Genomic DNA, 17,311 nt, shown 5'->3' with positions numbered 1-17,311 from the left:
TTGCCGCTCGGCTAGTAACGTGCTTGGCTTGTAGACGGCCGGACCGGTCGCGCCCGCCTCCCATCGGCGAGAAGCGCGGGCTGCGGGTCCGGCGCCCCGCTGTCCTTCTCCGCTCCGCGAAACCTGTTGGGACCAACTGTGTCTGCTGCTGCCTTCATACCGCCGGTCGCCGCGCCCGGACACTCGCGACGCTTCATCGCCACGATGGTGTTCGTGCTCGGCGCGCTGTCGGCGACCGCGCCGATCGCGATCGACCTCTACCTCCCGGCCTTCCCCGCGATGGCCGACGCCCTCGGCACCCCCGAAAGCCGCATCCAGCTCACGCTGACGTCGATGATGGTCGGCATGGGCCTCGGGCAGGCCTTCATCGGCCCGCTCTCGGACCGCATCGGTCGGCGCAAGCCCCTGCTCATCGGCATGATGGTCTTCACCGTCACCTCGCTGGTGTGCACCGTGGCCCAGAGCGCCGACCTGCTCATCGCCATGCGCTTCATCCAGGGTCTCAGCGGCGCGGCCGGGGTCGTGGTCGCCCGCGCGGTCATCCGCGACCACTTCGCGGGCGACGACATGACCCGTTTCACCGCGAAGATGATGTTCGTCACGATGCTCGCGCCGATGCTCGGACCGGTCGTCGGCGCGCAGCTCATCCGCTTCGGCCCCTGGCAGACCGTGTTCGTGTTCATGGCCGCCCTGTCGGTTCTGACCACGTTCCTGGTGTGGAAGTTCCTGCCCGAGAGCCTCCCGGCGCAGGAGCGCCGCGCGATGGGCGGGCGCGAGTTCGCCGCGTCCCTCGGCACCCTCGTGCGCGATGCCCGCTTCATCGCGCCCACGCTCGTGGTCATCATGAACTTCTCGATGCTGTTCACGTACGTCTCGACGTTCAGCTTCATCTCGCAGCAGGAGCTCGGCGCCTCGGCGGGCTTCTTCTCGCTGCTGTTCGCGGTCGGCACGCTCGCGCTGCTCGCCGGGAACCAGGCCAACATGTTCATGATCGACCGCAGCGCCTCGCACCAGCGCATGGTCGCCGGCATGGCGATCTCCCTCGCGGGCGTCGCGTGGATGGCCGGCGTCCAGTTCGCCGACGCCGCGAACCTGTGGACCGTCCCGGCCGGGATCGTGCTCATGATGTTCGGCTGCGGCGTGGTCTTCCCCAACGCCGGCGCGGCCGCGATGTCCTCTCAGCCGCCGCAGATCGCCGGCACCGCCTCGGCGTTCATGGGCGCGACCCAGATGGGCGCGGGCGGCGCGATGCCGGCGCTGGCCACGATCGGCGGCGTGACCCTCGCGAACATGACGATCGGCATCGCCGTGTACGCGGTCGCCACGGCGGCCGCGGTGGTGTGGACGATCGCGGTGTACCGCAAGGAACCCGCCCTCGCATAGCGGCGCAGGCGCGAGGGGCCCGGAGCGTTCGCTCCGGGCCTTTCGCGCGCGTTTCCCCGCGGCGGCGCGGGTACCCCGGGCGCATGACGAGCATCCCGCTCGGCCCGGTCAGGCTCACCGCCGACCTGGACGTGCCCGCGGACGCCACCGGCGTGGTGGTGTTCGCGCACGGCTCGGGGTCGAGCCGCCTGAGCCCGCGCAACCGGTTCGTAGCCGGACGGCTGCGGGGATCAGGCCTGGGCACGCTGCTGTTCGACCTGCTCACCGATGCCGAAGCAGCCGACCGCGCGAACGTCTTCGACATTCCGCTGCTCGCCGGGCGATTGGCGGGGGCGATCGGCTGGCTGCGTGAGCGGGACGAGGCCGCGGGCCTGCCGATCGGCTGCTTCGGCGCCAGCACCGGGGCCGGGGCGGCACTGTGGGCCGCGGCCGAACCGGATTCGGGGATCGCGGCCGTGGTCTCGCGCGGTGGCAGGCCGGACCTGGCCCGCGAGCGGCTGCCGGAGGTGACCGCGCCGACCCTGTTCGTCGTGGGCGGCGCGGACATGGTCGTGCTCGACCTGAACCGGGAGGCGCAGGCGCTGCTCGGCGGTCCGAACCGCCTGGCGGTGGTCCCGGGCGCGAGCCACCTGTTCGAGGAGCCCGGCACGCTGGAGGCCGCCGCCGACCTCGCGGCCGACTGGTTCAGCGAGCACCTGCGCTAGGGGCGGTCCGCGGCCGCCGCCAGGAGCTCGCCCACCTCTTCGTCGCTGGTCTGGTCGAACCGCTGGTAGCACTGCCCCACCGCCTGGAACCAGGCCGGGCTCGACACGCACACCAGGTCGTCGACCATCGCAGCCAGCTCCCGGCAGGCCGAGCTCGGCGCGCACGGCACCGCGACGACCACGCGTTCGGGGCCCAGCTCCGAGACGGCCCGCACGGCCGCGCGCATCGTGGACCCGGTGGCCAAGCCGTCGTCGACCAGCATCACCGTCTTGCCTTCGGGCCGCAGCGGCGGACGGCCCTTCGTGTAGACCTCCTCGCGGCGCGCGAGCTCGGCGAGCGCGCGCTCGGCGGCCTCGTCGAAGTCCCGCGGCGCGATGTCGATCATGTCCGCGACCTCGTAGTTCATCACCACCGCACCGCCGGAGGCGACCGCGCCCATCGCCAGCTCCTCGCGGCCGGGCACGCCGATCTTGCGGACCGTGAACACGTCCAGGGGCGCTTCGAGGGCCGCCGCGACCTCGTAGGCCACGGGCACCCCGCCGCGCGGAAGCCCGAGCACCAGCAGGTCGTCGCGGCCGTAGTAGTCGTCGACGAGCCGGAGCGCCAGCGCCCTGCCGGCGTCCCGCCTGTCGGCGAACCTCACGTCTCCCACGGTCCGGAGGTGCCCGCCCGGACGTGGCCTAAACCCCATTGATCAGGCGAAAGGCCCGGAACGCGCGGCGTTCCGGGCCTTTCGTGCGGTGATGTCTATTCGGCGTCGAGCTGCGCCAGCACCTCGTCTGAGATGTCGGCGTTGGTCCACACGTTCTGGACCTCGTCCGAGTCCTCCAGGGCGTCGACCACGCGGATCACCTTGCGGGCGCCCTCTGCGTCGACCTCGATGTTCGTGGAGGCCACGAAGCCCGCCTCGGCGGAGTCGTAGTCGATCCCCGCGTCCTGCAGGGCGGTGCGGACCGCGACGAGGTCGGTCGGCTCGCACAGCACCTCGAAGCCGCCCTCGCCGAGGTCGTTGACCTCTTCGGCTCCGGCGTCGAGGACCGCCATGAGAATGTCGTCCTCGGTCAGCTTCTCGTTGGGGGACACGATGACCGTGCCCTTGCGGGAGAACATGTACCCGACCGAGCCGGCCTCGCCGAGCGAGCCGCCGTTGCGCGTCAGCGCCACGCGGACCTCGGCCGCGGCGCGGTTGCGGTTGTCGGTCAGGCACTCGATGAGCACCGCCACGCCGCCCGGCGCGTAGCCTTCGTACATCAGGGTCTCGTAGTCGACGCCGCCGCCGTCGAGGCCGCCGCCGCGCTTGACCGCGCGGTCGATGTTGTCATTGGGGACCGAGCTCTTCTTGGCCTTCTGGATCGCGTCGAAGAGCGTCGGGTTGCCCGTCGGGTCGGGACCGCCGGTGCGCGCCGCGACCTCGATGTTCTTGATGAGCTTCGCGAAGATCTTGCCCCGCTTGGCGTCGATCGCGGCCTTCTTGTGCTTGGTCGTCGCCCACTTGGAGTGGCCACTCATACCGGCGTTCCTCGTTCCTCTTACTCGACCGGTCCGGCGTCTGCGCCTCGGACCATTCCCACGAAGTACTCGTGCACCCGCGCGTCAGGGGTCACCTCCGGGTGGAAGGAGGTGGCCAGGCAAGCGCCCGCACGTACGGCGACGATCCTACCGCCCTGCTCCTCCCCCGCCCCTGCGCCGCTGTCGGCGGCCCCTGCCGGAACCCTCGCCAGGACCTGGACGCCCGCGCCGACCCGCTCCACCCAAGGGGCGCGGATGAACACCGCGCGGAACGGCTCGCCCTCAATGCCGTCGATGCCGATCTCGGTCTCGAACGAGTCCACTTGGCGGCCGAAGGCGTTGCGGCGCACCGTCATCGGGATGGCGCCGAACGAGCGCTGGTCGGCGCGGCCGTCGAGCACCTCGTCGGCGAGCATGATCATGCCCGCGCACGACCCGAACACCGGCAGCCCGGCGTCGAGCCGCTTCCGCACCGGCTCGAACAGGTCGAAGATCTGCAGCAGCTTGCTCATCGTGGTCGATTCCCCGCCGGGGATCACCAGGCCCTCGACGGCGTCGAGCTCCGACTCGCGGCGCACCGGCACGGCCCGGGCGCCCGCGGCCTCGAGCGCGCGCATGTGGTCGACCACGTCGCCTTGCAGGGCGAGCACGCCGATCGTGGGCACAACGGTCATCAAAGAACTCCAAAAGTCGCGGATCATCGGGCGCGACAAGCGTAATTCGGGTTCGCCCCCGTGCCTACCTGCCCGATCGGGGCTGTGACCGAATCCGGGCTGAACTCGGCCGAGAGGCGACGATCCGTTAAAGTCTGCGATCGAACGTGACGCACCCCTTCATGCCCGGGAGTAAGAACAAGATGGCCAAGACCTCGAAGCGCAACCCGATGCCCCGCGCCGTCCGGGCCGGACGCAACACCATGTGGATTGAAGCGGCGATCGCCCTGGTCGCGGGCGGCCTCATCGTGCTCCTGCACCACCAGGCCAAGGACTTCGTGCCCCCGGCCGCCGTGCACGACGTCTACCGCGCCGCCGTCGGCCTCGGCGGGCTCGCGCTGTTCCTGGTGCTCGCCATCGCCCTCCTGCGCTTCCAGTGGCGGGTCCTGTGGGTGCTCATCCTGCTCGTCCAGGCCGCCGCGCTCGTCGGCCTCGGCTGGCTGCTGTTCACCGGCGGCCTCTACTGGGCGCTCTGCATCGGCCTCGCCATCGTGCCGATTACGATCTTGGGAACGCTTACCGAGCGCTTCGCCCGCCGCTGGTTCAACCACTAGCGGGCGGCGCCCGACGGGCGCCCCAGCCAGCCACCGCTGAAAGGCCACATAATGCTTCCGCAACCGAACTTCGGCCGCGACAAGGGCCCCGTCCCGCCCGACAAGGACGCCGACGGCGAGGACGAGATGCCCCGCAAGAAGCTCCTGCGGCTGCAGATCGCGATGTGGGTGCAGGTGGTCTCCGGTGTGCTCGCGGGCAACCTGGTGGCCGTGACCACCCTCAGCGCCCGCTCCGTGAGCCTCGCGGACATCGAGGAGAACTACCGGGACCCCGACTTCCTCGGGCCCACCGGCACCGCCCAGGGCGACTTCGACTACTACCAGAGCAGCAGCTTCCTGGCCGTCTACCTGACGATCGCCGGCGTCACGATCATCGCCTCGATCGTGGCCGCCCTGTGCGCGATCCGGTTCAAGTCCCGCCTCAAGGCGGTCCGCTGGTCGGCCGTGGCCGCCACCGCGATCCTGTTCGTCATCGGCATGCTCATGTCGATCGGGGTCGGACTCGTCGTCGCGCCGTGGGTGTTCGCCTCCGTGCTGTCCCTGTGGTGGCTCTTCGCCAGCGACATCAGGTACTGGCTCAGCAAGTCCGCCAAGCGCGCCGAAGACTAGGACGCCGGCGCGCCGCCGTGCCGCTGGATGTAGTCGATGAAGGCCGCCCGCGCGAGCGGTTCGGCCGAGCCCCAGTCCCCCTGGGTGGCCTCGCGCCACATGCCGAGCAGGTCGTCGATCGCCACCCCGATCTCGGCCACGTCGGGGTCGAGGTCCTCGGAGTCGAGCGCGGTCGGGGTGTGCCGGAACAGGTCGATGAAGAACCGCCAGTCACGGCGCTCGCGCGCCAGCGCGAACGCGCGGTGCTGGAGGTCGGCGGTGGGGAGCTGATCGAGGTCGCTTTCGTTCATGGCCCCAGCCTAAAGCGTGTCAAAGCGGGATCGGACGCCTTCGGGTCCTTAGGATCGGCGCATGAAGCAGCTCGTCGTCGGCGCCCTCGCGGCCGCCGCCATCGTCGCCGCGAGTGCCGCTCCGGCCCAGGCGACCTCGTTCCCGCAGGACCAGCCCGTCCCGGTCGATCCTGGCATCGGCGGCAGCGCCTCGGGGCTCCTGTTCCTTGAGGTCGAACGCCGGGGTCTCACCAACGGCGCGCTGCTGGCGTGCCCCAGCGGGGCCGGGCACAGCAAGGGCGTCGACGCCTGCGCGCAGCTGACGATGGCCGAGGGCGACTTCGATGCGCTCGAGCCTGCCGCGGACGCGTTGTGCACCAAGGAGCACGACCCGGTGGTGCTCCGGGCGGTCGGGGTCTGGGACGGCGACTTCGTGGTGTTCGAGCGGGAGTACTCGAACTACTGCGTCGGCGTGAACGCCACGGGCGGGTCGGTCTTCGAGCTCGGAAAGCCTTAGGACGCAATGGAAAGGGCCGGGGCGTCGCCGCCCCGGCCCTTTCCATTGCAGTGCTACCAGCCGCGCTTGGCGAGCTTCTGCTCCTCGGGGAGGGTGTCGACGTTGATGCCGACCATGGCCTCGCCCAGGCCGCGGGAGACCTCGGCGATGACCTTCGGGTCGTCGTAGAAGGCGGTGGCCTTGACGATGGCGGCGGCGCGCTTGGCCGGGTCGCCGGACTTGAAGATGCCGGAGCCGACGAAGACGCCTTCGGCGCCGAGCTGCATCATCATGGCCGCGTCGGCGGGAGTGGCGATGCCGCCGGCGGTGAAGAGCACGACGGGGAGTTTGCCGAGCTGGGCGACCTCGGCGACGAGCTCGTAGGGGGCGCGGAGTTCCTTGGCGGCGGCGTAGAGCTCGGTGGAGTCGAGGGTGGTGAGCTTGCCGATGTCCTGGCGGATCTGGCGCATGTGGCGGGTGGCCTCGACGACGTTGCCGGTGCCGGCCTCGCCCTTGGAGCGGATCATGGCCGCGCCTTCGGCGATGCGGCGCAGGGCCTCGCCGAGGTTGGTCGCGCCGCAGACGAACGGCACGTTGTACTGCCACTTGTCGATGTGGTTGGCCTCGTCGGCGGGGGTGAGGACCTCGGACTCGTCCACGTAGTCGACGCCGAGGGACTCGAGGACGGCGGCTTCGGTGAAGTGGCCGATGCGGGCCTTGGCCATGACGGGGATCGAGACGGCCTCGATGATGCCGTCGATCATGTCGGGGTCGGACATGCGCGAGACGCCGCCTTCGCGGCGGATGTCGGCGGGGACGCGCTCGAGCGCCATGACCGCGACGGCGCCGGCGTCTTCGGCGATCTTGGCCTGATCGGGCGTGACGACGTCCATGATGACGCCGCCTTTCAGCATGTCGGCCATGCCGCGCTTGACGCGGGCGGTCCCGATCTGGGCCTCGGTCTTCTGGGTCTCTGACACGGTTCCCGGCTCCATCTGAGGTAGTCGTCAACTGCAGGGCATGTCGTTGGCTGGCGCCAAGAGGGGTCTGACCTGGCCGATTCTACGCCGCGACCCGCCTCACAAGCCCCTTGATACAAACGGGGCGATCGGGGCCGATCAGTGCACGGGGTCCTCGATGTCCCAGTACGCGGGACGGGGCAGGCGGTGGTGGAGGCGGAGGACGACGGACATGGGGAGGGAGCGGGAGGCGACGGCGTCGCGCACGAAGTCGGTGTGGATCTGGCGGGCGAGGGCGACGCGGCGGTTGGCGGCGTCGAGGTCGTCGGACCAGAGGGGGTCGTCGGCGAGTTCGCGGAGGGCGCGGGTGAGGTCGTTCTCGGCGTACTCTCGCAGTTCGCGCTGGCGCTGGGTGTCGGCGGGGACGGCGACGACGGAGAGGGCGAGGGCGACGACCTCTTCGAAGCCGGGGTTGCCGACGAATTTGAGGACGGTCTCGGCGCGGTCGTCGAGTTTGGCGAGGAGGGCGCCTTCGGCGGCGCGGGCGCGGCGGTGCAGGCGTTCGACGCGGGTGACCGTCCACGTCGCGTACGCGCCGACGACGGCCACGATCGTCACGAGCACAGCCAACCACCACATCGGGCTGATCTTACGTACAGACGCCCACCATCGGAAGTCCGGTGGCGGGCGGCTGTATGCGGGTGCTCCTAGATCGGCTCCGCTCCCGGAGGCGGTGTCGTGTCGCGGGTGCCGCGGACCTGCCAGGCGGCCATGAGGCCGAGCAGGAAGGTCAGGGCGCCGACGATGACGTTGTTCCAGATGAGGCTCGTCTCAGGGTTGGTGATGAGCACCCATGGCGAGACGGCCAGCCAGATGCCGACGGCGCACAGTGCCCAGCTCATGCCGTACATGCGCTCGGGTGCCACCGTGAATCCGAGCGCCAGCAGGCCGACTGCGATGCCGACGATCAGGTTGTGCGTGGCGAAGTCCGCCTGTGAGGCCGAGAATCCGACCACCCAGGGCGAGATGATGCAGTACAGCCCGACGAGGAAGACCGGGGCGTCGATGAACGCCACGTCCCTCCGGCCGAGCATCTTGTCGTAACGGGCTCGCATCTCGTGGACGTCCGGGTGCGTGGTCATCGCTTCGCCCCGGTGAGAGATATCGGCCATCGAACTGCCCTCCGTGGGGTCCGCGCGCGTGCGGCTCCGGCACGGGACTACGCGGCCCCTCTGCCTCATTATGGACCCGTTGTGCACACTGAGTAAAGAGGCGACTACACGTTTTGCGGGTCAGCGGCGTTCGGTGCCCGCTTCGATAGCGGCGCGGTAGACCTCGAGCAGGCGCGCGGCGACCTCGGGCCAGTCGTAGCGCTTGACCCACTCGTTGGCCCGTTCGACGTACGCCGTGCGGAGTTCCTTGTCGTCGAGGAGTCGCGCGGCCTTCGCGGCGAGGTCGTCGGCGTCGCCGACGGCGAACAGGGCCCCCGCGTTCCCGTCGTCGAGGACCGAGCTGAACGCCTCGATGTCCGAGGCGAGCACGCAGGTCCCGGCGGCCATGGCCTCGGTGAGGATCATGCCGAAGGACTCGCCGCCGGTGTTGGGGGCGACGTAGAGGTCGACGCCGGCGAGCATCGAGGCCTTCTCCTCGTCCGGGACGGCGCCGAGGAAGCGGATGCGGCGGGCGATGTCGGGGTCGAGCCCGGCGACGGCCGCCTCGGGGTCGCCGCGGCCGACGACGAGCAGGTGCAGGTCGGGCCGGTCCGCCGCGAGCCGGGCGAACGCGTCGCGCAGGATCGGGAAGCCCTTGCGCGGCTCGGTGTAGCGGCCCATGAACCCGATGGTCGGCCCCTCGGGCCGGTCGCGCAGGGGTGCGGCCTTGCGGTAGAACGCGACCGAGACGCCGTTGGGGATCTCGACCGCGCCGCCGCCCAGGTGCTCGACCTGGACCTTGCGGGCGTACGGGCTCACCGCGATCCGCGCCGAGAGGCTTTCGAGCACCAGCTGCGCCATGTGCTTCCCGGCCGCGAGGATGCGCGAGCGGGTCATCGCGGTGTGGAACGTGGCCACGACCGGGCAGCGGGCGTTGAGGACCGCCAGGCACGAGAGGCTCGGCGTGAGCGGCTCGTGCACGTGGACGACGTCGAAGTCCCCTTCCGCGCACCATTTGCGCACGCGCGCGGCCGAGCGCGGCCCGAACGCGAGCCGCGCGATCGACCCGTTGTAGGGCACGGCGACGGCCTTGCCGCCGGATACCACGAAGTCGGGCAGGCCTTCGGTCTCGGTGGCCGGGGCGAGGACCGACACGTCGTGCCCGGCGGCGATCAGGGTCTCGGCGAGGTCGCGGATGTGGAACTGGACGCCGCCGGGGACGTCGAAGGAGTACGGGCTGACGATCCCGATCCGCAGGTCCCCCATGTCAGCCCGCGCCTTCCCGCGGCGCGTCGAAGTCGGCCGACCAGAAGCGCTGCAGCATGTGCCAGTCGGCCGGATGGGCGCGGATGCCGGCCTCGAAGGCCTCGGCCATGCGCTGCGTCGTGCCCGCGACCCGCTCGCGGAACGAGCCGGTGCCGAGGTCCACCGGGCCGGTGATGTGGCAGACGGCGCGGTCCTCCTCGTAGTGGATCGCGGCAGTGAACAGCTCGACCTTGTTGCGGATCGCCAGCAGCGCGGGCCCTGTGGGGAAGGTCGTGGCCTCGCCGAAGAACTTCACCTCGGTGCCCCCGCGCCCCAGGTCGCGGTCGGCGACGAGCGCCACCACGTGCCCGTCGTCGAGCGCCTCCCCAAGGGCCGATTGCGGATTGCGGTCGCCTCCGGAAGTCGGGATGATCGTCATGCCCAGCGACTCGCGGTACTCCAGGAACCGCAGGTACACGCCTTCGGGTTTCAGCCGCTCGGCCACCGTCGTCAGACGGTCCTTCGCGACCGCGCCGACCCAGGCCCCCGCGAAGTCCCAGTTCCCGCTGTGCGGCAGCGCCACGATCGAACCGAGGCCCCGCTGCGCGCGCTCGTGGACCGGCTCGTACCCGTTCATCTCGAACTTGCGCTCGAGCTGCGCGGTGCTCATCGACGGCAGCCGGAACGCCTCGAGCCAGTACCGGGCGTACGAGCGCATCGCCTGGCGCATCAGCGCCTCGTCCGGCTCCCCCTCGACGACCCGGGCGAGATTCTTGCGCAGCTGGCGCACGCCCCTCCCGTTCTTCTTCAAGGCGCGGTCCGCGAAGCGGTTCCCCAGCGCGCCCGCCGCGCCCTCGGGCAGCAGCCGCACGCCGCGCCACGCGGCCAGGTAGGCCAGCTCCGTCAGCCGCTCAGACATCGACGTGCTCCTCGCCCGCGGCCAGCACCGCCCGCGCGAACACGAGCCGCTGCACCACCGTGATCGAGGCGAGCACCGCCAGCAGGCCTATCCCGGCCTCCAGCGCGAACGGCACGCTCAGCACCTCCAGGAGCACCGCGACGGCGGCGATGATGAGCCGCTCGGGCCGCTCGGCGATGCCCACATTGCACTCGGCGCCGAGCGATTCGGCGCGGGCCTTCACGTACGAGACCATCTGCGAGGCGATCAGCGCCCACAGCGCCAGCGCCCCGCCCAGGGCCCGGTCCTCCGCGAGCAGGAAGAAGGCCAGGCCGGCCATGATCGCGCCGTCGGCGAGGCGGTCGCAAGTGGAGTCGAGGAGGGCGCCGAAGCGGCTCGTGGTGCCCTTGACGCGGGCGATCGCGCCGTCGAGCATGTCGGTGAGGACCGAGGCTGCGACCACGATGAGGCCCGCCAGCAGGTGTCCGGGGGCGAGCAGCAGCACGGAGGCGCCGACGACCACGGCGGTGCCGGCGACGGTGACGGCGTTGGCGGAAACGCCCACGCGGATGAGGAGCTTCGCGGCGGCGTCGACGTAGCGGCGTACGCCCGCTCGGCCGGAGGTCCGAAGGAACTTCGCCATGGTCTCCTGTTTTTCTGGGCTGGCCCAAGTGGGTGTTCGGGCAAGTGGGTGCGGCGCGCCCGCCCCCGGACCGGGCCGGCGGGGGGCGCTGCCTTGACTCTAACGGGGTCCGGCCGGTCACACCCGCTCCCATGCGGCCGCGAGGTCCGCGCGGGTGTCCTTCAGCAGCTGCGGGAGGGTCTTGGTGCGGCCGATGATCGGCATGAAGTTCGCGTCCCCGCCCCAGCGCGGGACGATGTGCTGGTGCAGGTGCCCGGCGATCCCCGCGCCCGCGACCTGGCCCTGGTTCATGCCGATGTTGAACCCGTGGGCTCCCATGACGGCGCGCAGGACGGTCATGGCGCGCTGGGTGAGGGCGCCCATCTCGGCGATCTCGTCGGCGTCGAGGTCGGTGTAGTCGGGGACGTGCCGGAAGGGCACGACCATGAGGTGGCCGTTGTTGTACGGGTACTTGTTCATGACCACGTACATGGTCTGGGCGCGGAAGACGATGTTGCCGTCCGCGTCCTCGAGCTTGGGGATCTCGCAGAACGGGCAGCCCTCGACGTCCGCGTCGTCGCCGGTCGGCTTGCCCTCGCCTTGGATGTAGGACATGCGGTGCGGGGTCCACAGCCGCTCGTACCCGTCGGGGACGCCGACGCCTTCGCGCTCTTCCACGGGACGATCCTAGGGCACGCGGGACCCGTGCTGGAAACCCGACGAAAACACCGTGACACGCGGTGTCGGTTAAGCTCCGGACGTGACGTTGCCCCAGCTGTACCTCGTAGTGCTCATCGGCTGCGTCACCGTGCTCCTCTCCGTCGCCGCCCTGCGGGCCACGCAGCGGCTCGGACTCCCCGCGCTCCTGGTGTTCCTCGGCGCGGGCCTCGTGCTCGGCGAAGGCGGCGTGGGCATCCCCTTCGAGGACTACGAGCTCGCCCAAGCGCTCGGCACGTTCGCGCTCGCGCTCATCCTCATCGAGGGCGGCCTCTCGACCCGGTGGCAGGCGATCCGCAGGCAGATCGCCCCGGCCGCCATGCTCGCGACCGTCGGCCTCGGTGTCTCGGTCGTGGTGACCGCGCTCGGCGCGCACCTCCTGCTCGGCTTCGACTGGCAGCTCTCGCTCGCGCTCGGCGCGGTCGTGGCCTCCACTGACGCGGCGGCGGTGTTCTCGGTGCTGCGCGGCATCGGCCTGCCGAAGCGGCTCAGCGGCACCCTGGAGGCCGAGTCGGGGTTCAACGACGCCCCCGCGGTGATCCTGGTGCTCGCGTTCTCCGCGGCCGCGGGCATCCCGGACCCGCTGGAGCTCTTCGGGGTCCTGGTGTGGGAGCTCGCGGCCGGCTCGGCGATCGGCGTCGCGGTCGGCTTCGGCGGGGCCTGGCTCCTGCGGCGGCTCGCACTGCCCGCCTCGGGCCTCTACCCCCTCTCGGTCTTCAGCCTCGGCCTCGCCGCGTTCGCGGCCGCGGGCGCGGTGCACGCGTCGGGGTTCATCGCGGCGTACCTGGCGGCGCTCGTCCTCGGCAACTCGCGCCTGCCCCACCGGGCCGCGACGCAGTCGTTCGCGACCGGCCTGGGCTGGATGGCGCAGCTGGGGATGTTCGTCATGCTCGGCCTGCTCGCCTCGCCCTCGACCTTGCTCGACGCCATCGTCCCGGGCCTCGTCCTCGGCGTCGTGCTCACCCTCCTCGCGCGGCCGGTCTCGGTGTGGATCTCCCTGCTGCCCTTCAAGTTCACGGCGAAAGAGCAGGTGCTCCTGTCGTGGGCGGGCCTGCGCGGCGCGATCCCCATCGTCCTGGCCACGATCCCGCGCGCATTGGAACTGCCCGGCGCGCAGCAGCTGTGGGACATCGTGTTCGTCCTCGTCGTCGTCTTCACCCTCCTGCAGGGCCCGACCCTGCCGTGGGTGGCGAAACGGCTCGGCCTCGCGCTCGAATCGGTCGTCCAGGAGGTCGAGATCGAGACCGCGCCGCTCGACGCGGTCGACGGCGAAGTCCTCACCATCACCGTCCAGAAGGGCTCGGGCCTGGCGGGCATCCGCATCTTCGAGCTCCGCCTCCCCGAAGGCAGCGCCATCGCCGGGATCGTGCGCGGCGACAAGCTCTTCGTCCCCGCCAAAGCCGACCGGCTCCGCTCGAACGACCAGCTCATCGTCGTCACCACCCCGGCGCTGCGCGAAGCCACCGAGCAGCGCCTCACCGCCCTCGCCCGAGCCGGCCGCCTCGCCCGCTGGCTCGGCGAGACCGGCAAAGACTGACGGCCCGCACCGGTTCGGTGCGGGCCGCCTCTCGTCGTTCGCTTACGCCGCTTCGGCCGCGGCCGAAGGGCCTTCGTTCACCCGGGACTTCACGATCTCCTCGACGTGCGCGATGGCCTCATCGGCCGGGACGCCGTTGCGCTGCGACCCGTCGCGGTAGCGGAAGGACACGGTGCCCGCGTTCTGGTCGTCGTCGCCCGCGATGATCATGAACGGGATCTTCTGCAGCTGCGCGTTGCGGACCTTCTTCTGCATGCGGTCGTCCGAGTGGTCGACCTCGCCGCGGATGCCCGCCGCGCGGAGCCGCCCGAAGAACGCCTCCAGGTAGTCCGCGTTCTCGTCCCGCACCGGGATGCCCACGGCCTGCACCGGGGCCAGCCACGCCGGGAACGCGCCCGCGTAGTGCTCGGTCAGCACGCCGAAGAACCGCTCGATCGAGCCGAACAGCGCCCGGTGGATCATGACCGGCTGCTTGCGGGTCCCGTCCGCCGCCGAGTACTCCAGGTTGAACCGGCCCGGCTGGTTGAAGTCGAGCTGGATGGTCGACATCTGCCAGGTGCGCCCGATCGCGTCCCGCGCCTGCACCGAGATCTTCGGGCCGTAGAACGCCGCCCCGCCCGGGTCCGGCACCAGGTCGAGCCCCGACTCCTCGGCCACCTGGCGCAGGGTCGCGGTCGCGGTCTCCCACAGCTCGTCGTCGCCGATGAACTTCTCGGAATCGCCCTTGGTCGAGAGCTCCAGGTAGAAGTCGTTGAGCCCGTAGTCGCGCAGCAGCTGCAGCACGAACTCCAGGAGGCTCTTGATCTCGCCCGGGGCCTGCTCCTGGGTGCAGTAGATGTGCGCGTCGTCCTGGGTCAGGCCGCGCACGCGGGTCAGGCCGTGCACCACGCCGGACTTCTCGTACCGGTACACGGTCCCGAACTCCGACAGGCGCAGCGGCAGCTCGCGGTACGAGCGCCCGCGCGAGCGGAACACCAGGTTGTGCATCGGGCAGTTCATGGCCTTGAGGTAGTAGTTCGCGCCCTCGAGCTCCATCGGCGGGAACATGGTGTCCGCGTAGTACGGCAGGTGCCCCGAGGTGTGGAACAGGTGCTCCTTGGTGATGTGCGGGGTGTTCACCACCTGGTATCCGGCCTCGCGCTGGCGTTCGCGCAGGTAGGACTCCATCTCGTGGCGGATGATGCCGCCCTTGGGGTGGAACACCGGCAGCCCCGAGCCGAGCTCGTCGGGGAACGAGAAGAGGTCGAGCTGCTGCCCGAGCTTGCGGTGGTCGCGTTTCTCTGCCTCGGCGAGGCGCGCGAGGTAGTCCTTCTGGTCCTGCACGGTCGGCCACGCGGTGCCGTAGATGCGCTGCAGCTGCGGGTTCTTCTCTGAGCCCATCCAGTACGCGGCGGCCGAGCGCATGATCTTGACGGCGCCGATGAGCTTGGTCGAGGGCAAGTGCGGGCCGCGGCACAGGTCGCCCCAGACGCGCTCGCCGTTGCGGTCGTGGTTGTCGTACGCGGTGAGCTCGCCGCCGCCGACCTCCATGACCTCGTCGGCGTCGGTGCCCTCACCCTTGGTCTCGATGAGCTCGAGCTTGTACGGCTCGTGCGCGAGCTCGGCGCGGGCCTCGTCGAGGGAGGCGTACTTGCGGCGGTGGAAGGTCTGCCCCTGCTTGATGATCTGGAGCATGCGCTTCTCGACGGCCTTGAGGTCGTCCGGGTTGAACGGCTCGGCCACGTCGAAGTCGTAGTAGAAGCCGTCGGTGATCGGCGGGCCGATGCCGAGCTTGGCCTCATGCAGCTCCTGCACCGCCTGCGCCATCACGTGCGCGGCGGAGTGGCGCATCACGTTGAGCCCGTCCGGGCTGTTCAGCGCCACGGGCTCGACCTTGGTGTCCGCCTCGGGCGCCCACGACAGGTCGCGCAGCTGGCCCTCGGCGTCGCGGACGACGACGATTGCGTTCGGCCCGTTCACGGGGAGACCGGCCTCGGCCACCGCTGCAGCGCACGTGGTGCCGGCAGTCACCCACAGCGGTTCGCCTGAGCTCTTCTCAGGACCGGCTGGGCTGCTGTGGTTCGGCGCTGCGGATGCCACGGTTCTCCTCGTTCGGTGCTCGGCGGCGAGTGCCGCCAGTGGATATTCAGGTCAATCGTAGTAGCCGCGGGTCGGTGGGCTCCATCGCATTAGTCGCGACGTGAGCGCGTTGGAAATAACTTCGCGCTCGGGCTTGACCTTGGTCCCGGCACCAAGGTTTACCGTCGAGGCATGACTGCGGCAACCATGACTCTGACCGTCGGGAAGCTCGCCGAGGAGGTGGGCGTCTCGTCCGACGCCATCCGCCACTGGGAGCGCGAGGGCCTGTTCCCCGCGCCCGAGCGCAGCGCGGCCGGGTACCGCCGATACGGGGCCGACGCGCTCGACCGGGCCCGGTTCATCCGGGCCTGCCAGCGCGCCGGGCTGCGCCTGGCCGACATCGCGGACCTGCTGGCGGTGCGCGACACGGGCTCGTGCCCGTGCGAGCCGGCCGGGCAGCACCTGGAGCGGCGCATCGGCGAGATCACGGCCGAGATCGTGCGGCTCGAGGGGTTGCGGAGCCAGCTGACGGACATGCTGCGCGCGGTCGACGCGGGCACCTGCGACCCGCCGCTGCCCGAGAACTGGTGTCCCCCGAACAGTGCCGTGGGAGGTGAGTGCAAGTGATGATGGCCGACGAGTGCTGCAACTGCTGCAATGACGACGCGTGCCAGTGCGCCGGCGAGGCCTGCTGCCACGGCTGCTGCGAGAAGTAGCGAACGAGAAGCGCCCGCCGCCGTCCTCTCAGGACGGCGGCGGGCGCTTTTCGGCGTGTCACGGAGGGTCTCCGTAAATCGGGCATCGCGAAGCGCCCCCGACATCAAGGGTCGCCGACTCGCCTACTTGACGGTGAGGACGATCTTGCCGAAGTGGCCGCCCGCGCCCATGAGGCGGTGGGCTTCGGCGGCTTCGCCGAGCGGGAGGCGGGTGGTGACGACCGGTTCGATCTCGCCGGTGTCGAGGGCGGGCCAGACGCGCTCGAAGGTCTCGGCGATGATCTGGCGGCGCTGGTCGAGGGGGCGGGCGCGGAGGGTCGTGCCGGTGATGGTGGCGCGCTTGGCGAGCAGTCCCCCGAGGTGGATCTGGGCGGCGTTGCCCTGCTGCAGGCCGATGATCGCGAGCCGCCCGTCCTGGGCGAGGGCCTTGAGGTTCGGCTCGAAGTAGGCCGCGCCGATGACGTCGAGGATGGCGTCCGCGCCGCCCGCTTCCATGCACAGCGCCGCGAAGTCCTCGCTGCGGTAGTCGATGACCCGGTCGGCGCCGAGCTCCTGCAGCTTCTGGGTCCACTCGGTGCGCGCGGTCGTCCAGGTCTCGGCCGCGGCGAGCTTCTTGGCGAACTGGACCGCGAAGGTGCCGATGCCGCCCGCGCCGCCGTGGACGAGCACACGCCGTTTGCGGTCGGGGTCGCCGTCGAGGAGGTATCCCAGGTTGGAGTAGACGGTGGCGGCGACCTCGGGCAGGCCGGCCGCGTCGACGAGGCTCACGTTCTCGGGCTTGGGGAGCACGAGTCCGGCGTCGACAGTGACGTACTGGGCGTAGCCGCCGCCGGGGAGCAGGGCGCACACTTCGGCGCCGAGGAAGGAGGCGTTGTCGTCGCTGCCGACGTTGACGATCGTGCCGGAGACCTCGAGGCCGGGCCAGGCGGGCGCACCTGGCGGCGGCGGGTAGTGGCCGGCGGTCTGGAGGAGGTCGGCGCGGTTGACGCCGGCGGCGGCGACCTCGATGAGGACTTCATCGGGGCCGGGCGCGGGTTCGGGCACCTGGGCGGCGGTGAGGCGGCCGTCGGCGACGGTCATGGCAAGCATCTCCGCATAGTATGACTCGGTTCGGAGCCCTCGGCGCGATACCCGTCAGTACATCACGTTAGTCCCGTGTGGAATGCTCAG

General features: G+C 70.7%; 20 protein-coding genes. 7 read left to right on the top strand and 13 right to left on the bottom strand.

Translation table 11 applies throughout. The annotated features are described in order from the left end of the window. The first annotated feature begins 138 nt into the window (after positions 1-138). Both J5V16_RS02100 and J5V16_RS02095 read left to right on the top strand, forming a co-directional pair. A complete protein-coding gene (locus J5V16_RS02100) occupies positions 139-1,383 on the top strand; it encodes a multidrug effflux MFS transporter (protein WP_208494283.1) in 1,245 nt (414 codons plus the stop codon). Positions 1,384-1,466: 83 nt separating this feature from the next. After that, positions 1,467-2,087: a dienelactone hydrolase family protein gene (locus tag J5V16_RS02095; protein WP_208494282.1), complete on the top strand. Its 621-nt coding sequence runs from the start codon at positions 1,467-1,469 to the stop codon at positions 2,085-2,087. On the opposite strand, the gene J5V16_RS02090 is transcribed toward J5V16_RS02095, so the two are convergent. The 3 genes from J5V16_RS02090 to pdxT form a co-directional block, all read right to left on the bottom strand. Beyond that, on the bottom strand, positions 2,084-2,731 hold the full coding sequence (locus J5V16_RS02090; protein WP_208494281.1) for a phosphoribosyltransferase: 648 nt from the start codon (positions 2,729-2,731) through the stop codon (positions 2,084-2,086). The two genes, J5V16_RS02095 and J5V16_RS02090, sit on opposite strands and share 4 nt — an antisense overlap. Before the next feature lie 104 nt (positions 2,732-2,835). Next, positions 2,836-3,597 (bottom strand): YebC/PmpR family DNA-binding transcriptional regulator, encoded by a 762-nt coding sequence (locus J5V16_RS02085; protein ID WP_208494280.1) that lies wholly within the window; start codon positions 3,595-3,597, stop codon positions 2,836-2,838. Positions 3,598-3,617: 20 nt separating this feature from the next. Continuing rightward, on the bottom strand, positions 3,618-4,271 hold the full coding sequence (pdxT, locus tag J5V16_RS02080) for a pyridoxal 5'-phosphate synthase glutaminase subunit PdxT (protein ID WP_243900575.1): 654 nt from the start codon (positions 4,269-4,271) through the stop codon (positions 3,618-3,620). Positions 4,272-4,417: 146 nt separating this feature from the next. On the opposite strand from pdxT, the gene J5V16_RS02075 reads away from it, so the two are divergent. Both J5V16_RS02075 and J5V16_RS02070 read left to right on the top strand, forming a co-directional pair. Next, positions 4,418-4,864, top strand: coding sequence for a hypothetical protein (locus J5V16_RS02075; RefSeq protein ID WP_208494279.1), 447 nt, complete (start codon positions 4,418-4,420; stop codon positions 4,862-4,864). Positions 4,865-4,915: 51 nt separating this feature from the next. After that, positions 4,916-5,473 carry a hypothetical protein gene (locus tag J5V16_RS02070; protein WP_208494278.1) on the top strand — a complete coding sequence of 186 codons (558 nt, stop codon included), beginning with the start codon at positions 4,916-4,918 and terminating at the stop codon, positions 5,471-5,473. Here the strand turns inward: J5V16_RS02070 and J5V16_RS02065 are convergent. Next, positions 5,470-5,763: a hypothetical protein gene (locus J5V16_RS02065; protein ID WP_208494277.1), complete on the bottom strand. Its 294-nt coding sequence runs from the start codon at positions 5,761-5,763 to the stop codon at positions 5,470-5,472. The two genes, J5V16_RS02070 and J5V16_RS02065, sit on opposite strands and share 4 nt — an antisense overlap. 61 nt (positions 5,764-5,824) lie before the next feature. On the opposite strand from J5V16_RS02065, the gene J5V16_RS02060 reads away from it, so the two are divergent. Continuing rightward, positions 5,825-6,259 (top strand): SSI family serine proteinase inhibitor, encoded by a 435-nt coding sequence (locus tag J5V16_RS02060; RefSeq protein ID WP_208494276.1) that lies wholly within the window; start codon positions 5,825-5,827, stop codon positions 6,257-6,259. A 53-nt stretch (positions 6,260-6,312) separates the two neighbouring features. Here the strand turns inward: J5V16_RS02060 and pdxS are convergent, their stop codons facing one another. From pdxS to J5V16_RS02025, 7 genes are all read right to left on the bottom strand, one after another. Next, the gene (gene pdxS, locus J5V16_RS02055; RefSeq protein ID WP_208494275.1) at positions 6,313-7,233 is read right to left on the bottom strand and encodes a pyridoxal 5'-phosphate synthase lyase subunit PdxS; all 921 of its coding nucleotides are present in this window, start codon (positions 7,231-7,233) and stop codon (positions 6,313-6,315) included. A gap of 123 nt (positions 7,234-7,356) precedes the next feature. Further along, entirely contained in the window at positions 7,357-7,836 is a 480-nt protein-coding gene (locus J5V16_RS02050; RefSeq protein ID WP_208494274.1) for a hypothetical protein, read from the bottom strand. A 68-nt stretch (positions 7,837-7,904) separates the two neighbouring features. Continuing rightward, positions 7,905-8,369: an SPW repeat protein gene (locus tag J5V16_RS02045; RefSeq protein ID WP_208494273.1), complete on the bottom strand. Its 465-nt coding sequence runs from the start codon at positions 8,367-8,369 to the stop codon at positions 7,905-7,907. 120 nt (positions 8,370-8,489) lie between these two features. After that, positions 8,490-9,605 (bottom strand): glycosyltransferase family 4 protein, encoded by a 1,116-nt coding sequence (locus J5V16_RS02040; protein WP_208494503.1) that lies wholly within the window; start codon positions 9,603-9,605, stop codon positions 8,490-8,492. Positions 9,606-9,615: 10 nt separating this feature from the next. Then, positions 9,616-10,512 (bottom strand): phosphatidylinositol mannoside acyltransferase, encoded by an 897-nt coding sequence (locus J5V16_RS02035; protein WP_208494272.1) that lies wholly within the window; start codon positions 10,510-10,512, stop codon positions 9,616-9,618. Continuing rightward, positions 10,505-11,134 carry a phosphatidylinositol phosphate synthase gene (gene pgsA, locus J5V16_RS02030; RefSeq protein WP_208494271.1) on the bottom strand — a complete coding sequence of 210 codons (630 nt, stop codon included), beginning with the start codon at positions 11,132-11,134 and terminating at the stop codon, positions 10,505-10,507. The genes J5V16_RS02035 and pgsA overlap by 8 nt, the downstream gene beginning before the upstream one ends. A 117-nt stretch (positions 11,135-11,251) precedes the next feature. Continuing rightward, a complete protein-coding gene (locus J5V16_RS02025) occupies positions 11,252-11,791 on the bottom strand; it encodes an HIT family protein (protein ID WP_307792845.1) in 540 nt (179 codons plus the stop codon). 82 nt (positions 11,792-11,873) lie between these two features. Between J5V16_RS02025 and J5V16_RS02020 the strand changes: the two genes are divergently transcribed. Then, positions 11,874-13,367, top strand: a complete 1,494-nt coding sequence (locus J5V16_RS02020) for a potassium/proton antiporter (RefSeq protein WP_208494270.1) — start codon at positions 11,874-11,876, stop codon at positions 13,365-13,367. Between the two features lie 42 nt (positions 13,368-13,409). On the opposite strand, the gene thrS is transcribed toward J5V16_RS02020, so the two are convergent. Further along, positions 13,410-15,446 carry a threonine--tRNA ligase gene (gene thrS, locus J5V16_RS02015; RefSeq protein WP_307792844.1) on the bottom strand — a complete coding sequence of 679 codons (2,037 nt, stop codon included), beginning with the start codon at positions 15,444-15,446 and terminating at the stop codon, positions 13,410-13,412. Between the two features lie 171 nt (positions 15,447-15,617). Between thrS and J5V16_RS02010 the strand changes: the two genes are divergently transcribed. Next, positions 15,618-16,052: a MerR family transcriptional regulator gene (locus tag J5V16_RS02010; RefSeq protein WP_208494269.1), complete on the top strand. Its 435-nt coding sequence runs from the start codon at positions 15,618-15,620 to the stop codon at positions 16,050-16,052. A gap of 212 nt (positions 16,053-16,264) precedes the next feature. Here the strand turns inward: J5V16_RS02010 and J5V16_RS02005 are convergent, their stop codons facing one another. Beyond that, positions 16,265-17,230 carry an NAD(P)H-quinone oxidoreductase gene (locus J5V16_RS02005; RefSeq protein WP_208494268.1) on the bottom strand — a complete coding sequence of 322 codons (966 nt, stop codon included), beginning with the start codon at positions 17,228-17,230 and terminating at the stop codon, positions 16,265-16,267. Positions 17,231-17,311: the final 81 nt, after the last annotated feature.

Source organism: Glycomyces niveus, assembly GCF_017592475.1.
GTDB classification, from domain to species: Bacteria; Actinomycetota; Actinomycetes; order Mycobacteriales; family Micromonosporaceae; genus Glycomyces; species Glycomyces niveus.
This window is presented reverse-complemented; position numbering and strand designations above follow the sequence as displayed.

Coding starts and splice junctions, on each gene's coding strand:
- J5V16_RS02050 (WP_208494274.1), bottom strand. CDS start 7,836: ATGTGGTGGTTGGCTGTGCTCGTGACGATCGTGGCCGTCGTCGGCGCG.
- J5V16_RS02065 (WP_208494277.1), bottom strand. CDS start 5,763: ATGAACGAAAGCGACCTCGATCAGCTCCCCACCGCCGACCTCCAGCAC.
- J5V16_RS02060 (WP_208494276.1), top strand. CDS start 5,825: ATGAAGCAGCTCGTCGTCGGCGCCCTCGCGGCCGCCGCCATCGTCGCC.
- J5V16_RS02095 (WP_208494282.1), top strand. CDS start 1,467: ATGACGAGCATCCCGCTCGGCCCGGTCAGGCTCACCGCCGACCTGGAC.
- J5V16_RS02005 (WP_208494268.1), bottom strand. CDS start 17,230: ATGCTTGCCATGACCGTCGCCGACGGCCGCCTCACCGCCGCCCAGGTG.
- J5V16_RS02085 (WP_208494280.1), bottom strand. CDS start 3,597: ATGAGTGGCCACTCCAAGTGGGCGACGACCAAGCACAAGAAGGCCGCG.
- J5V16_RS02045 (WP_208494273.1), bottom strand. CDS start 8,369: ATGGCCGATATCTCTCACCGGGGCGAAGCGATGACCACGCACCCGGAC.
- J5V16_RS02070 (WP_208494278.1), top strand. CDS start 4,916: ATGCTTCCGCAACCGAACTTCGGCCGCGACAAGGGCCCCGTCCCGCCC.
- pdxT (WP_243900575.1), bottom strand. CDS start 4,271: ATGACCGTTGTGCCCACGATCGGCGTGCTCGCCCTGCAAGGCGACGTG.
- pgsA (WP_208494271.1), bottom strand. CDS start 11,134: ATGGCGAAGTTCCTTCGGACCTCCGGCCGAGCGGGCGTACGCCGCTAC.
- pdxS (WP_208494275.1), bottom strand. CDS start 7,233: ATGGAGCCGGGAACCGTGTCAGAGACCCAGAAGACCGAGGCCCAGATC.
- J5V16_RS02010 (WP_208494269.1), top strand. CDS start 15,618: ATGACTGCGGCAACCATGACTCTGACCGTCGGGAAGCTCGCCGAGGAG.
- J5V16_RS02035 (WP_208494272.1), bottom strand. CDS start 10,512: ATGTCTGAGCGGCTGACGGAGCTGGCCTACCTGGCCGCGTGGCGCGGC.